This is a genomic window from Pontibacter populi, from assembly GCF_040278685.1.
GTDB lineage: Bacteria > Bacteroidota > Bacteroidia > Cytophagales > Hymenobacteraceae > Pontibacter > Pontibacter populi.
Window position 1 is genome coordinate 54,607 of record NZ_JBEOKT010000013.1, and the last position, 15,167, is coordinate 69,773.

General features: G+C 46.0%; 14 protein-coding genes. 8 read left to right on the top strand and 6 right to left on the bottom strand.

The window, feature by feature from the left end; all coding sequences use genetic code 11:
* The first annotated feature begins 124 nt into the window (after window positions 1-124).
* The 3 genes from pafA to ABS362_RS14110 all read left to right on the top strand — a co-directional run bounded on the left by pafA (window position 125) and on the right by ABS362_RS14110 (window position 3,399).
* On the top strand, window positions 125-1,783 hold the full coding sequence (pafA, locus tag ABS362_RS14100; protein ID WP_350413139.1) for an alkaline phosphatase PafA: 1,659 nt from the start codon (window positions 125-127) through the stop codon (window positions 1,781-1,783).
* 38 nt (window positions 1,784-1,821) lie between these two features.
* Complete coding sequence (locus ABS362_RS14105) at window positions 1,822-2,388, top strand: inorganic diphosphatase (RefSeq protein WP_350413140.1); 567 nt, start codon at window positions 1,822-1,824, stop codon at window positions 2,386-2,388.
* 111 nt (window positions 2,389-2,499) lie between these two features.
* The gene (locus tag ABS362_RS14110; RefSeq protein WP_350413141.1) at window positions 2,500-3,399 is read left to right on the top strand and encodes a UbiA prenyltransferase family protein; all 900 of its coding nucleotides are present in this window, start codon (window positions 2,500-2,502) and stop codon (window positions 3,397-3,399) included.
* Here the strand turns inward: ABS362_RS14110 and ABS362_RS14115 are convergent.
* On the bottom strand, window positions 3,396-4,907 hold the full coding sequence (locus tag ABS362_RS14115; RefSeq protein WP_350413142.1) for an NAD(P)H-hydrate dehydratase: 1,512 nt from the start codon (window positions 4,905-4,907) through the stop codon (window positions 3,396-3,398). The genes ABS362_RS14110 and ABS362_RS14115 overlap by 4 nt on opposite strands.
* 171 nt (window positions 4,908-5,078) lie before the next feature.
* Here ABS362_RS14115 and ABS362_RS14120 point away from each other — a divergent pair, with 171 nt between their 5' ends.
* Window positions 5,079-5,987: a DUF2167 domain-containing protein gene (locus tag ABS362_RS14120; protein ID WP_350413143.1), complete on the top strand. Its 909-nt coding sequence runs from the start codon at window positions 5,079-5,081 to the stop codon at window positions 5,985-5,987.
* 69 nt (window positions 5,988-6,056) lie between these two features.
* On the opposite strand, the gene ABS362_RS14125 is transcribed toward ABS362_RS14120, so the two are convergent.
* The 3 genes from ABS362_RS14125 to ABS362_RS14135 form a co-directional block, all read right to left on the bottom strand.
* The gene (locus ABS362_RS14125; protein WP_350413144.1) at window positions 6,057-8,462 is read right to left on the bottom strand and encodes a DUF5686 and carboxypeptidase-like regulatory domain-containing protein; all 2,406 of its coding nucleotides are present in this window, start codon (window positions 8,460-8,462) and stop codon (window positions 6,057-6,059) included.
* A 172-nt stretch (window positions 8,463-8,634) separates the two neighbouring features.
* A complete protein-coding gene (locus ABS362_RS14130; protein ID WP_350413145.1) occupies window positions 8,635-9,507 on the bottom strand; it encodes a phosphatase PAP2 family protein in 873 nt (290 codons plus the stop codon).
* A 104-nt stretch (window positions 9,508-9,611) separates the two neighbouring features.
* On the bottom strand, window positions 9,612-10,823 hold the full coding sequence (locus tag ABS362_RS14135) for an NADH-quinone oxidoreductase subunit D (RefSeq protein WP_350413146.1): 1,212 nt from the start codon (window positions 10,821-10,823) through the stop codon (window positions 9,612-9,614).
* A 219-nt stretch (window positions 10,824-11,042) separates the two neighbouring features.
* Between ABS362_RS14135 and ABS362_RS14140 the strand changes: the two genes are divergently transcribed.
* The 4 genes from ABS362_RS14140 to ABS362_RS14155 all read left to right on the top strand — a co-directional run bounded on the left by ABS362_RS14140 (window position 11,043) and on the right by ABS362_RS14155 (window position 14,000).
* A complete protein-coding gene (locus tag ABS362_RS14140) occupies window positions 11,043-12,353 on the top strand; it encodes a hypothetical protein (RefSeq protein ID WP_350413147.1) in 1,311 nt (436 codons plus the stop codon).
* 48 nt (window positions 12,354-12,401) lie between these two features.
* Entirely contained in the window at window positions 12,402-12,590 is a 189-nt protein-coding gene (locus ABS362_RS14145) for a hypothetical protein (protein WP_350413148.1), read from the top strand.
* Entirely contained in the window at window positions 12,590-13,384 is a 795-nt protein-coding gene (locus ABS362_RS14150; protein ID WP_350413149.1) for an SPFH domain-containing protein, read from the top strand. The genes ABS362_RS14145 and ABS362_RS14150 overlap by 1 nt, the downstream gene beginning before the upstream one ends.
* Before the next feature lie 190 nt (window positions 13,385-13,574).
* Window positions 13,575-14,000, top strand: coding sequence for a hypothetical protein (locus ABS362_RS14155; protein ID WP_350413150.1), 426 nt, complete (start codon window positions 13,575-13,577; stop codon window positions 13,998-14,000).
* A gap of 23 nt (window positions 14,001-14,023) precedes the next feature.
* Here the strand turns inward: ABS362_RS14155 and ABS362_RS14160 are convergent, their stop codons facing one another.
* Entirely contained in the window at window positions 14,024-14,620 is a 597-nt protein-coding gene (locus ABS362_RS14160; RefSeq protein WP_350413151.1) for an NADH-quinone oxidoreductase subunit C, read from the bottom strand.
* A gap of 20 nt (window positions 14,621-14,640) precedes the next feature.
* On the bottom strand, window positions 14,641-15,162 hold the full coding sequence (gene nuoB / locus ABS362_RS14165; RefSeq protein WP_434086526.1) for an NADH-quinone oxidoreductase subunit NuoB: 522 nt from the start codon (window positions 15,160-15,162) through the stop codon (window positions 14,641-14,643).
* Window positions 15,163-15,167: the final 5 nt, after the last annotated feature.

Here is a 15,167-nt window from a genome sequence, read left to right on the forward strand (position 1 = left end):
GCGCTGTTATTTTGTACCAGTATCAGCCAGGTTAAATAACTGTTAAGAGTTAAACTTTAGCAGCTATAGCAGGCTGAAAACCAGAATGTGTGTTGTAACTTTAACGCAATCACAGAAGGGATACATGAGAACTATAAGCTCCAAAGTTGTACTTGTATTGATGTTGCTGCTTAGCGCATGTGCAACTCAATCAGGTACCATCAGTCAGAAAGATAATGCTGTAACGATAGACCGCCCCAAACTGGTAGTAGGTATAGTTGTGGACCAGATGCGTTATGACTTTTTGTATCGTTACTGGGATAAGTATGGCAACGATGGCATAAAGAAACTGGTGCAGCAAGGCTTCAATTTTAAGAATACGAACTATAGTTATGTGCCAACTTATACGGCGCCCGGGCATGCGAGCATCTATACAGGTACAGTACCAGCAGTAAATGGTATAATTGCGAATAGCTGGTTTAACCGGGAAACGGGCAAGACCATGTATTGCGTGGAAGACAAAACGGTGAAAACGGTAGGCAGTACTTCTAAAGCCGGCGAAATGTCACCTAAAAACCTGCTTTCAACAACTATAACCGATCAGCTGAAACTAGCTACCAATAAAAGATCGAAAGTGATAGCGGTTGCATTGAAAGACCGGGGAGCAGTTATTCCGGGTGGTTACATGGCCGATGGTGCTTACTGGTTCGATTCTCAGTCGGGGAATTTTATAACGAGTACGTTTTACCGAGATGAGTTGCCTGCGTGGGTAAATGAGTTTAACGGGCAAAAACTGGCAGATAAGTACCTGAGCCAGACCTGGAACACGCTTTTACCAATAGAACAGTATATTAATAGTACAACGGACGATATGGCTTACGAAGAAGGTTTGCCGGGTAAGCTAAAGCCGGTTTTTCCTTATGAACTAGCAACGCTGAGAGGGAAAGATTACGAACTGATCCGCACTACGCCTTTTGGAAATACGTTAACAAAAGATATTGCAATAAAAGCCCTGCATGCTGAACAATTAGGTAAAGGCGAGAGTACAGATTTTCTGTCGATAAGCTTCTCGTCAACAGATTACATTGGTCATGATTTCGGACCAAATTCTATTGAAGCGGAAGATACCTACATCCGACTGGACCGTGAGATTGCAGAGTTGCTGAAAGAGTTGGAGAGTACAGTTGGGAAAGAGAACCTGCTGGTATTTTTAACGGCAGATCATGGTGTTGCTAACGTGCCAGCGTATATGATTGGAGAACGGGTAACGGCTGGGGCGATTGGTTATTATACCGTTGGCGATTCGGTGAAAACATACCTGGCACGCAACTATGGCGAAGGCAAATGGTTGGAGAAATACACCAATCAGCAAGTATACCTGAACCATAAACTGATAAAAGATAAAAAGCTTAACCTAACAGAGGTGCAGCAAGATGTTGCACAATACATAATGACGCTGGAAGGTGTAGCCAGAACGATAACCGCTGACGCTCTGCTACGTACCAGTTGGAACCATGGGCAGATGCGACTGGTTGAGAATGGGTATAATGCCCGACGGTCGGGAGATGTAATGGTGCAACTGGAACCAAACTGGCAGAAACACGGGCCGAAAGGCACTGCACACGGCTCTTACTCAACGCACGATACACACGTACCGCTCTTATGGTATGGCTGGAAAGTAAAACCGGGTGAAAGTGCCACAACAACAGAAGTATCAGATATAGCGCCAACTATAGCTACCTGGCTTAACATACAGGAGCCAACTGGCAGCATAGGAAAAGCATTACAAGAATATATGAAATAACAGCGCTCAAAGGGAGTGCTACAAGTACATTAACATTTATGAATAATTTAGACAAAAACAATCCATGGCATAGCGTAAGCTACGGAGAAGAAGCACCTGGTGTGGTAACTGCCATCATTGAAATACCAAAGGGGTCGAAGGCGAAGTACGAGTTGGACAAAGAGAGCGGAATGCTGAAACTGGATCGTGTACTTTTCTCGTCGATACATTACCCGGCCAACTATGGCTTTATACCTAAGACTTACTGCGATGACAAAGATCCGTTGGATATCCTGGTGATCTGCTCTGTAGATGTGCAGCCAATGTGCCTGATAGATGCGAAAGTGATCGGGGTAATGCAGATGATCGATAACAACGAAGAAGATGACAAGATCATAGCTGTTGCAAATAACGATATGTCGGTTCGCCACATTAACGATATCTCTGAACTGCCACCTCATACTTTATTGGAAGTGCGCCGTTTCTTCGAAGACTATAAGAAGCTGGAAATGAAAGAAGTAATTGTAGAGCAGTTTCTTGGCCGCGAAGCAGCTTACGAAATCATTCAGCAGAGCATAGAGCTGTACAACGCTACGTTTACTGAAGAGAAGCAGAACGTACTGTAAGAATTTACCTTCCTGTTTTAGCCTGGCGTAGGATTTCCTGTGTCAGGCTTTTTTGTTTGTAACTATAGTTGGTTTGATAAAAGCCTAATTGTTTAGAACTTGCAGTGATAGATGAAGCGAAGCGACTCCGAAACGAACCTGGATTATAGCGGAAACCCCGTTTACAATTTTCTGGCAAGTGTACTGAAAAGTATACTTTATAGCAGTGTGTTCATTTCGGTCTGTGCATTTGGGCTAACTATAGAAACTTACCTTTTGGCCGAACTGCCGGTATCTGTGCCTATGGCTTTATTTGTTTTCCTGGCTACGCTTTTTACCTATAACCTGAGTAGCATACAAAGCGTGGTGTTGCGAAAGCAGGTTAAACATGACCCGGACTCGTGGTGGTACAGACACCAGAAGCCAATGGCTATAGTTGGTTTAGCTAGCATTGTGTTAGCAACTATAGTTTACTTTTATTTTGGCCTGAGACTAAATATTTGGTTTGTGCTGCACCTGGCCATCATATCCATCGGGTATACTATTCCGGTCATGATCGGGAATAAACAGGTGAAGCCGCTTAGGCGTGTGCCACTTCTTAAAGTCTTCCTGATAGCCTATGTGTGGGCCATGGTTACGGGTTTGTTTCCGTTGATGGATGCCGGTGTGTATGTGCTGGACTCACAGGCCATGGAGTTATTTTTGCGACGTTTTCTGTTCATACTGGCCCTGGCGCTGCTTTTCGATATACGGGATTATACCTACGACCGCCATACCAATACCCTTACTGTACCCGGCCTGATCGGTGTGAACTATACAAAATTACTCTCGCTGTGTCTACTGCTGATCTATAGTTTTATAGTGATAGTTACCGAGACCGGAAGCACCGAAATGGCTTTACTTATAGCTGCTGTGGTGGCTGCTATAGTTGTATGGTTCTCGTCGGAACTGAAACCTCGTGTTTACTTTTTGCTGCTGGCTGATGGTGCCATGTTGCTGCATGCAGCGCTGGTGTACTTTATAAAAGTTTAAGCGGTAACCAGTGCCATGAAAGCCTGCGGCAGATGATCTGTCAGGTCAGATGCTATCATGGCGATGTCTCCCACTTTCTGTAAAGCAAGATCTCCGGCGAGCCCATGTACATAAACACCAACTATAGCTGCTTCTTCTAAACTATAGCCCTGCGCTACCAAAGCTGTCATTACACCGGTCAATACGTCGCCGGTGCCGCCGGTGGCCATGCCTGCATTGCCAGTGGTGTTAAAGTATAGTTTGCCTTCGGGGGTGCAGATAGCCGTATGTGAACCTTTCAGGCAAATGTAGCAACTATAGACCCGGCAAAATTCCTTCATATCCTGCAGCCGGTCGTAATCGTTTTTTGATTTGCCAACAAGCCGTTCAAACTCTTTAGGGTGAGGGGTAAAGATGACTTTGTTTTTAGGTAGCTGCGCTTTCAGTTTTTCGCTGCTGGCTATAATGTTAATGGCATCGGCATCTATCACCAAAGGTAATTCGCTGGTTGCCAGCAGTTGGCCTATGGCAGTTTTGGTTATTTTTTCGGTGCCTATGCCGGGGCCTAAACCAACCACGCTAAACTTCTCAACGTCTTCTGGCAGTCCTGAAATATGCTTGCGGTTATTATCTGTCAGCGTCATGGCTTCAGGCACAGCTGTCTGAAGTATAGGATAGCCGGATGAGGGCACATGCATGGTTAGAAGTCCTACACCACTTCGTAAACAAGCTCTTGCTGCCAGCACCGCAGCTCCCATTTTACCGTAGCCGCCACACAGCAACAATGCATGCCCATACAAACCTTTATGCGAGAATTTTTTGCGAGGCTTAATTAGCTTGCTTATATCATTTATAGTTGTGAAATAATGCTCCGTAGTTACATCAGCTATAAATGCCGGACTTAAACCAATAGGAACCACATGCCACTCGCCTACAAACTGCTCGTGCTGCGGCAGGAAAAAGGCCAGCTTCGGCAGCTCAAAACTTACCGTATAGTTTGCCTTTACGATAGCGCCATCATCTGGCGTTTGAGCATCGGTGTAAAGCCCGGAAGGCATATCTATAGCTGTGATGCAGGCGCTACTATTATTCAGGTGATCTATAAGTTCAGCAAACAAACCGGTTACAGGTCTGTTCAGTCCGGTGCCAAATAGCGCATCTATTATGCTATGGCTTTTATGCAGAGGCGGCAGGTCGGTAGCAGCGTTTATAATTTGCGGGACTATAGTTTCGGGGAGGCGTTGCAGGTTTACCTTGTGGTCGGGTGAAGCAGTTTCAGAGTCGCCAACTATAAATACTTTAACATGATACCGCTTTTGATGCAGCAGCCTTGCCACTACCAGTCCGTCGCCGCCGTTGTTACCGGGGCCACAAAAAATATAAACTGGCTCCTGCGGCATAAACTTATTCTCAAACCAGCCTGCAAAGGCTTTAGCGGCCCGTTCCATCAGCTCCAGCGAGTCAATCTCTTCATATTGCAAAGTGGCGGCATCGGCTTCGCGTGTCTGGGTAGCAGAAAGTATTTTCATGTGGAACAATGAATTAAAGTTTAGATAAAAACACAGGGTGTATTTATATTTTAAACTGTTTTATTTACTTTGTTAAGTATTTAGATGTTGCCAGAGCTACAGACTTATCCTGCTACGTTTCTTCATTTCTTCTTCATCAAATTAATTGAAAACAACTTAATTACATATAACATGAAACAGTTTTACATTTTATTATTCTCGCTCTTTATTGGGTTCACCTCTTATGCACAAACGGACTCCTTAAGTCTTCAAATCGCAGAGATAGAGAAGTCTTTAAACTATCAGTACGGCGAAATCTCGTTAGGGGAAGGCATGGCCAAATTAAAGGTGCCAAAAGGTTTTAAATACCTGGATGCAACGCAAGCAGAGTACGTGCTGACAGAGCTATGGGGTAATCCGGCATCAGGGACATCGCTGGGTATGCTGGTACCGGAAAATAAAGGCGTACTAAATGATGATACCTGGGTATTTGACATTGAGTTTGAGGAAATGGGCTATGTGAAGGACGATGACGCCGCGGAAATAGACTATACCGAACTGCTTGCCACGATGAAGAAAGACATGGCAGAAGGAAATAAAGAAAGAGTTGCTAACGGGTACGAAGAGATAGAACTTATAGGTTGGGCAGCAAAGCCATTTTACGATAACGAAAAGAAGACACTGCACTGGGCTAAAGAACTGAACTTTGGTGGTGCAGAAACAAATACGCTGAACTATAATGTGCGTTTGCTTGGTCGTAAAGGGGTTTTAATGCTGAATGCCATTGCCGGTATGAACAGCCTGCCTGAAGTAAGGCAGAATATACCACTGGTTTTAAATAGCGTGTCGTTTGAGCAGGGCCATAGTTATTTTGACTTTGACCCGGATGTGGATGATGTAGCAGCCTGGACGATAGGAAGTTTAGTAGCGGGAAAGTTACTTACAAAGGTTGGATTTTTTGCGCTTCTGCTTAAATTCTGGAAGATTATTGCAGTAGTTCTTGTGAGTGGAGGTGGTGCCTTATTCCGTTTTCTGAAAGGCAGAAAGAAAGAAGAGGAGGTATATGTTACAGAAACTGAAAAGGAAAAAGTGCTGAACTAATCTGTATTAAAAGCATTTAAGAGCCCCATATCAGCCAGTAACTAATAAGGCTGTTATGGGGCTCTTCTTTTAAAACGCAATGGTAGCGGTCATTTTAAACTTCAGGTTATCTTTTCGCTTTGGCAAACTATAAGCGCCGTAGCGGTAAAAAGCGCCAACACCAATTCCGGATAAAGCTGAGCTGATGATATTATTCAGCATCACCCCGGATTCAAAAAAGCCTTTACTCATGGTCTTTACCTGCGGAACTATAAAGTAAGGGAGTGGCTGTTCGACATTGCCGTAGCCTACATTTGTGACCAAAACAACATCAGGTTTAAAGAATTTGGTGCGTAAAAGGCGCTTGCCCAGGTCCTGCTGCAAAAACAAAGCAGTATATCGGTCAGAGAAGAACTCGTACGGAGCCATGGTTTCAAAGCCTTCGCCGGCATACAGTTCGTAATTGTCGGAGTAGCTGCCGTAACCGTTGTAGAGGTTCACAAACGGTACGTTGCCGTTAACCAAACCAGCTGCCAGCGTGGCGTTGGTCTTACCGAATGTGCGGTGCTGAAAACCGGCCTCCAGGCGCAGGTCGTATTTGTTGTAACTATAGTCTCCGTCCATCACATTATCTAAACCGCGCGTGTATTGCAACCATAACACAGGATATTTACCGGGCATAGCGGTGGTCTGGTTAAAGAGCTGCATGAGTTGCTCGCCGTAAGCAAAACGCAACCCAGCCGAGGCTTCGGTGATACTATAAGTTGCTTGCGGCTGATCGTTGGTAAAGTATAATGTTGGCCGGCGCTCTTCGTGTTGCAGTTGTGTGTTTAGTTGCAGATACCTGCCTACCCGGCCGCTCAGGTTTAGATGTTTATGGGTAGCGTAATCCAGCATAGGTAAAAGCGGTTGGCGCAGGTCTGATAGCAAAGTTGTTTGCCGGAACGGAAGTCTGCGTCCACCGGGCTCCAGCACATCTTCCCAGAAAGCGGCTTGTAGTTTTAAGTTGCTTGGTTTGTGCAGGGTTATAGTTGCATCGGCGCCGTATTTCTGTTCTTTATCTTTAAAACCATAGCCCCAGTAACCGCCAATGCTAAACCAGTCCAGGAGCCGGTCGTTGGTGTGGGCGCCGAGGCCTAAACGCAGGCCTTCAAACGTGCTGACATGAAACAGGCGATTCAGGTCTAAACTGATGGGGCCGATGGGCAGCTGTTTGGTAAGCAGGTACTCCATTACCCGGATGGTACGATCCAGTTTCTGGGCTTTGCCGGTGCTGTCCATAACGGTGTAGGTGCGCTGCTCAAAACTGTCCAGCGTGTCGGGGCGGTATTGCTGTAGCAGGCTTTCGGGTTGCTTGTTAGCATCGGATGTTTGCTGCAGGGCAATAATACTGAAGTCGCTTTTCTTCAGATCGGGGCTTAAGTTAATGTTGGAGATATATGTGCGGATGCGGCCGTAAGGCTGGTGACCTTTGAGCTCTATCTGCGGAATGGTTATCTCTACGTCGAGCTCTGTGGGGAACCAGCGGCCCTGCACTTTACTGAACTGCTGCTGTAGCTTTATGCCGCGTTTGTCGTCGCTGGCTGATTCGGCTATCACGTTCTGCACTGCCCACCCATCGGAGTTAATGTACAGCAATCCCTTCAGTCCGTTAAAATTCTTGCCTTTGAGCGGGGCAAACGAAATGATAAAAACAGAATCCTGGCCCGAAACTACGGTTTCCTGTAGTATGAAATCGTATTTGCGCGTACTTCCCGGGCTCAGCGGACTCAGGTAGTTCTTCCCGAAAAATATGGGCATATCAGCGTAAACAGAGAAGTCGCGGGCTTCGGCGGCAACTATACCAAAGCTAGGCTGCTGCAACCCCGATACGCGCGTGGCAACTATGGTTTCGTTGGTGCGGTTGGGTTTAAGGTAGGCGAAATTTGTAACGCTCTCCATTACAAACAGGTGCTGATTTTCCAGGAGCCTGCTCATTTTATAGTATGCCGAGTCTTTTGGATCTATAGTTAGCGTGGTGTCGCTGAAGTTGATGTTGCGTGGGTCGGTGGCGGTGAGTACGAATTTGTTGTAAGTGCGGTAAGTATAAGCTGTTATATTTTCGGTGCGGTTGCGTTCGCGGTTTTGGGTGGCCAGTTCTATAATGCGGTGTGCCGGGTTCTGGCCTGCCCTCACTATAACTTCCTGTAATTGCGCTGCCGATGGCTGCAGATACACATCAATCCTGCCTGTAGAGTCGGGCTGAATAAACTGGGGTGTGTAGCCTACATAACTAAAGCGCAGGCTGGTAATGGGTTTATGATGCTGCAGCCTGAACTGCCCTTCCAGGTTGGTGGTGGTGCCGGTTTCGCCATTGTTGGCAGCAATGCTTACAAAAGGTAGCCGCTCTTTGGTTTCGGCATCGCGCACGGTGCCATACACGTTGCGTACCTGCGCTATAGTTGGTATAGTTACAAGGCAAAGTAAAAATAGAAGTAGCAGACGAAGTTGTGGCATGCAGTAAAGATAAAGCAAAAGGCGCTTCTTCCTGCTACGGAAAAAACGCCTTTGTTTGTTAATTATAACTGGGCTGGTGCGAGCTTGTAGCTCGTACCTTAATTTGGCAGAAAGGTAAGGTACGAGCTACAAGCTCGCACCAGCAAAGGGGATGATTTACCTGTGCAAGCAATTAAAACGTGAGTGACATACCCATACCGGGTTTGCCGTTTGGCAGCACTGTCGGCGCAATTACAGGATTGTTCAGGCCTTTGTCTTTAAATATCTTGTCGTGGAGCCAGTATACGGTGTTTACCGATAAAATACCTACGCCAGCACCAGCCAGCACATCGGCCATCCAGTGTTCGTTGTTCATCACGCGCAGCACGCCGGTGGCACCAGCTATAGTATAGCTACCCACACTTATCCAGGGGCTCTTATGCCGAAATTCTTTATCAACTATAGTGGCAATGGTAAAAGCATAAGCTGTATGCCCCGACGGGAAAGCATGGCTGTCACCGTTAGGCCTGTCAATGTTTGTAAGCTTTTTTGTTGGCCATACCAAGGCTGAGGTAACTACACCCGAAGCTAGCAGCAAGCCTGTCTGGCGGCGGATGTCGTGGCGGTTCTGTGAAGAAAAGGCGTTGAAACCATACATGTAAGCTACCGGCAAAAAGAACAGGTAATCGTCTACCTTAGTGCTGAAATTCGGGAAGCTTTCGTGGCGGGCATCGCGGGCATCGTGACTACTGAAAAAGCCATTGCCCTGTATAGTATAGATGCCTGCCCCGATAAGTGCTGCTGCTGGAAGTACTGCTCTTGTAAGGTAGCGCCTGTTGCTGCCCTCTTTTAACTGCGACTCAGTGAAAGGCTTTTTCTGCCCCGGATAAACTGTATCGGCCGGCATAGCCACCACCGAGTCTACCGGGATTATCTTAACAGAATCAACCGCAATAGCAGTGGGCTGGACCCGTACTATAGTTTCCTGTTGCACTTGTGCCGCAACCGGGCTTGCTAGTACACTCAGCCAAAGCAAGTGTACCGCTATTAACTTAGTTAGCTTCAAAGTATGAAATGTTTTGTGTGAGTTTATTTTTACTAAAACTTTATAAGTTCTGAAATCGTGCCCGCAAAGGGTTGGTTTTTTTATAGTTGAGGTTAGAGGTGAGCTTACCGATCCACTTCTCCCAGTACAATATCTATAGAGCCAATTATAGCAATAAGGTCGGCAACCATGCAGCCCCGGCTAATTTCGGGCAGCACAGACAGGTTTACGAAGCTTGGCGCACGGCCATGGCAACGGAAAGGTACGTCGCTCTTATCGGTGGTTCTAAAAAAGTATCCCAGCTCGCCACGCGGTGTTTCGCCACGGAAGTATAGTTCCTGTGAGCCCACCATGCGCAGCTTTTTAGGGCAGGCCGCTTGCGGGTCAAAATCAGGGGTTCGTTTATAGTCGCCGGTTAACCTGTCAAGGCACTGAAGTATAATCTTGGCAGATTCTCTGCATTCTAAAGCACGTACATAGTTTCGGTCCCAGCAATCGCCGGTAGTGCCCACCATGCCTGTACCAATGGGTACATCAAATTCCAGCTCAGGATATACACTATAGCCATCTACACGACGCAGGTCATACTTTAGGCCGGAGCCGCGCAGCATCGGGCCGGAGCAGCCATAGTTTATCGCCACATCCAAAGGCAACACGCCTACATTGGCCGTACGGTCTATAAAGATCTTGTTCTCTAAAAGTATCGTGTCGAGCTCATCCAGCTTGGGCAACAGGTAGTTTATAAATTCGCGGCAGCGCTCCTCAAACCCAATAGGCAGGTCGTAGTATAGGCCTCCCACCCAGATATAGTTGTAGAGCATACGTGCCCCCGAAACCCACTCCAGCAAGCGCTGAATATGCTCGCGGTCGCGGAGCAGCCACAGGAACGGCGTAAAAGCCCCGATATCGATGGCGTAAGTACCAACAGCTACAAAGTGTGAAGCAAGGCGGTTGAGCTCGGCTACCAGCACCCGGATGTACTCTACCCGTTTCGGGATCTGGTCGGTAATGCCCATCAGTTTCTCAACGCCCATGCACCACACATGCTCCGAGTTCATGGCTGCCAGGTAGTCCATGCGGTCTACGTAAGGGATGGTCTGGTTATAGGCCATGTGTTCGGCGTGCTTCTCGAAACAGCGGTGCAGGTAGCCAATGTGCGGCGCCACTTCCTGTATCACTTCGCCATCGGTTATCACCTCAAGGCGCAAAACCCCGTGCGTGCTCGGGTGCTGAGGCCCCATGTTCACGATCATCTCGCCCGCCTTCAGGCCATCCAGGCTGAACTTGTTCGGCTCCGACTGCAGCAGGTATTCTTTGTAGATAGTTGACTGGCTCAAGTGCGAAATGATTAATGATTGCCAAAGTTCGGAAAAAGGCTTGAGAAATGCAGCAGTTTATAATTGCCTGTAACAATGGGTAAAAGTTTTGCCTTTAAGCGCTAATAAGTAGGATGGAGTAAATATAATGTTGGCGATATATTGTATCTTTGATATACACAATGAAGCTTTACCGGTGATCAATTGATATAGAACTAAACTTTTCTACCCTTTTTAGTTATGAACAAACTTTTACTTACATTCTTTCTTATCCTTTTGGGTTTTACAGCATTTGCACAAGCAGAATTTGAGCCTGGCTATTTTATAGATAATGATGGCAATAGGGTTGAGTGCTTTATCAAGAATGCTGACAAGAAAAATAACCCCACCCAGATCGTATACAAACTTTCTGAAAACGCTCTGTCTCAAATCGCAACTATAGATTCTATACAGGAATTCGAGATACTGAATTCAGTGCATAAGTACAAGCGGTTTACAGTAAACATAGACCGTTCTGAAAGTAACCCAAAATACCTGAGCCATAACCGGGAGCCTGAGTTTAAGGAAGAAACGCTTATGTTAAGATTAGCAGTAGAGGGTAATGCCAGCCTGTATACTTACTACGCATGGGGAGGTTTGCAGCGCTTTTTCTATAAAATGGAAGATTCTGATATTCAGCAGCTTGTGCAAAAGGATTACATTGTAAATGAAATTGAAATAAGAGAGAATAATGCCTACAAACAACAGTTGTGGACTAGTCTAAAATGCTCAACTTTTACTATGGACCAGTTTGACAGGGTTAGGTATATTGAAAAAGCACTGGTTAAGGTATTTGTAAAACACAATGAATGCGTTGGAGGCGCCTATACAGATTACACCAGAAGAAAAGCAAAAGGAGAGTTCAATTATTTTGTAAAAGCGGGCGTAGCTTCGGCAGCGCTGCAAATGAACCAGAAGGTACTTTTAAGAAAATCCTCGGGCAGTAATAGTGCCTCTGAGGAATATAAAATGGAGACCTACACTACTCAATTTGATCGGCAAATAGTGCCACAATTAGGTATTGAGATTGAATATGTTTTACCTGCTAATCATAGAAGATGGTCATTATTTCTGGAGCCTACATACCAATACTATAAAAGTAAGAACGATTTTATATATCGCACGCAAGTCAGCAAATATTCATTTTTAGTAGGCTCAGATCCTGGCACCTTAGAGGTAAATTATTCTCATATAATGTTCCCTTTTGGTGTAAAATACCATTATTTCTTAAATGATAATTCAAAGGTGTTTATGAGCGGTGCTGCAGCATTTAACTATGTTATAGATAAATCAGGTGCTTTTAAGTCTGAGAATTACATTAAGAAGCCCGTGTTTGATCAAACAAGTATCAATCTCTTGCCAAGCATTATTGGAAGTGTAGGATATAAGTATAAAAACAAATACAGCATTGAGGCCAATTATCATCTTAATAAAATGATGCTTGAAAATAAGAAATGGAAAACAACCATGAGTAATTCCTTTTCAGTAGTTCTAGGCTATAGATTACAGTAGTACAAAAACTAGCCAAGTTTACCTCTATTGCTTAAAATTTCAATGCTTATGAAGTTTCAATACCTGCTTATACTCGGTCTGCTGCTTATAGCCGATATTTTTGCTTATACCGAAGTGGTAGGTCTGATCCGGAAGCCTTCTGATACGTCGGTTGTACTTGGGTTGGTGCTGCTGGCTATACTTATAGTTGTTAATTTTATAGTTATCCGTTTTACCCTTTCCAAATTTAAATCTTAATGAACCGCCAAATTATTACCTGGGCTATTGCAGCCGTGCTTATACTTGTATTTTCTGTTACCGCCATGACCTCGTGCACCCGCATTGATGCCGGCCACGAAGGTATACTGGTGAAACTATATGGCACCGACAAAGGCGTGCAGGACGTGAGCCTTGTAACAGGGCGTGTATGGTATAACCCGTTTACCGAAGAAGTATACCAGTTCCCGACGTTTGTGCAGACAGTGGATTATGCTCCCTTTACAGTAAATGCCAAAGACGGTTCGGTATTTACTGTAGATCCTACTATTTCTTTCAGGGTAATGCCAGGTGAGAGTCCGCGTATTTTCAGTAAGTACCGCAAAGAGATAGGCCTGATAACCGAAACGACGCTTTACAACTATACCCGCGACGCTTTCCGCATTCAGTTTAACAAGTATAGCACCGACAGCATCATCTCTAACCGCCAAAGTTTTGAAGATAAGGTGCAGATAGCGCTTGGAGATGCTTTAAGTAAAGAAGGGTTTGACCTGGAGCAGATGACCAGTGGCTTACAGTACCCGGATGTAATTGTGCAGGCCGTAAACCTGAAGAACAAAGCCGTGCAGCAGGCCATGCAGGTAGAGAACGAGCTAAAAGTAGCCGAAGCGCAAGCCCGTAAAAAGATAGTAGAAGCTGAAGCCGAAGCAAAAGCCAACGAACTACGACAGCGTACACTTACCCCATTGCTGATTCAGCAGCAGTTTATCGAGAAATGGAATGGCAGCACGCCGCTTTATGGCAACTCGCCGACCTTCTTTAAGAACGTGCAGTAACGAATAACCAAGTACAAAAAAGGCTATCAAAATATAATCGGTAGCCCGCGCTAGTGTGAGCTTATAGCTCGTACTTTTTGCTTTAAATTATAGTTAAAACACGAGCTACAAGCTCGCGCCAGCAAAAAGCTGTTAGCTATAGTTATACTTACCAACTGCTTCGTAATCCATTTTAACACAACCAACTTTTATGCAATTGAAACTACTTTTTTCAAGATGGGTACAGGTAGCAGGTCTGCTCCTGATAGGTGGTGCTGTAGCCTGGGCTATAAAGCTAGCCGTTATTATCTCCACGAATGGCGAGATCATAACTACGGGAGCCGCGGCACTGCTCATGAAAATAGGTATGGTGCTGCTTTTGGTAGGGTCTACAGGTATAGGGTATTACCTGACTATAAATCGTGGCGTTTTGCTTCGGGTTCTTGCTATTATACTTTCCCCAGCCCTGGTTTTTGGCTCGTTTCTGCTGTTTGGTATGTTAACCAGCCCGTTATTTAAGAACAGTAGTATCAGTTATGCACAGGAAGAAGCGCCGATCGCCGTGGCAGTTATAGTTTACCTGGCCGTAGGGTTCTTACTTTACAGGAGTGGCAAACGTCGCACTCAATTTCAATAGTGCATTTGTAGTTACCTTACTACCTACTCCGGCTTCTCCCGCATATCAGGAAATTGCTCGTGAGGGTGATTGGTGAGCTTCACAGGTTCGCCCCGGAAACCGCTGTTTTCGTTGTGGTCGTCGTAGGGTACTTTAATGCCGTGGTAGTAGTCCTGTATTTTGTAGTCTTTGCGGAGCGGGTGGCCTTCCCAGTCGGCGGCGCAAAGGATGCGGCGCATGTCCGGGTGATTAGTAAAGTAAATACCCAAGAGGTCAAAGACTTCACGCTCCTGCCAGTCGGCGGTGCGCCAGATGTGGCTTACAGTTGGTACGGCATGTATAGCTTCGTTTTCAGAATTACGCGGTACCTGCACTTTCAGCATCAGGTGATGATCGTACGGAATAGAGTATAGGTTGTAAGCCACTTCCATAGTTCCGGCTTCGGGACCATTATCTATTCCAGTCAGGCAGGAAAGAAAATCGAAGTAGGTTTGTTCGTTATCGTGTAGTTCCAGGCATACGTCGGCGAGACGCTCGGTTTGCAGCACCAGGTAAGGTTGCAGGCTATCGGCCTTCTCGGCAATTATAGCCTCAGCGCCAAACTTTGCAACTATAAAATCTCTTAGCTCTCCGAACTGCACGTTGTCTTAATTTTGAATGCTTATACTTGCTGGTTACGTTTTGCCATGATCTGCTGCACAGCCCTTGGTGCGCGTATGGTTTCCTGGCGGATGATCTCCTGTAGTTTCAGGAAACCGCCGATCAGGGCTTCGGGGCGCGGAGGGCAGCCGGGGACATATACATCCACAGGAATGATTCTGTCAACGCCTTTTACTACATGGTAACCGTGCTCCCAGTAGGGGCCGCCACAATTAGAGCAACTACCCATGGATATCACATAACGCGGCTCCGGCATCTGCTCATACAAGCGTCGTACGCGGTCAGCCATTTTAAACGTAACCGTACCAGCCACTATCATCACATCAGACTGCCTCGGAGAAGCACGCGGAATAATGCCGAAACGGTCCAGGTCGTAGCCCGACGCATAAGCACCCATCATTTCGATAGCGCAGCAAGCCAGGCCAAAACCCATCGGGAACAGCGAGGTTAGTCGCGCCCAGTTCAGCAGGTCGTCCAGCTTAGTAATTACAATGCCGCCTTCTCCGGTTTTATCCAAGGTAATTAGTA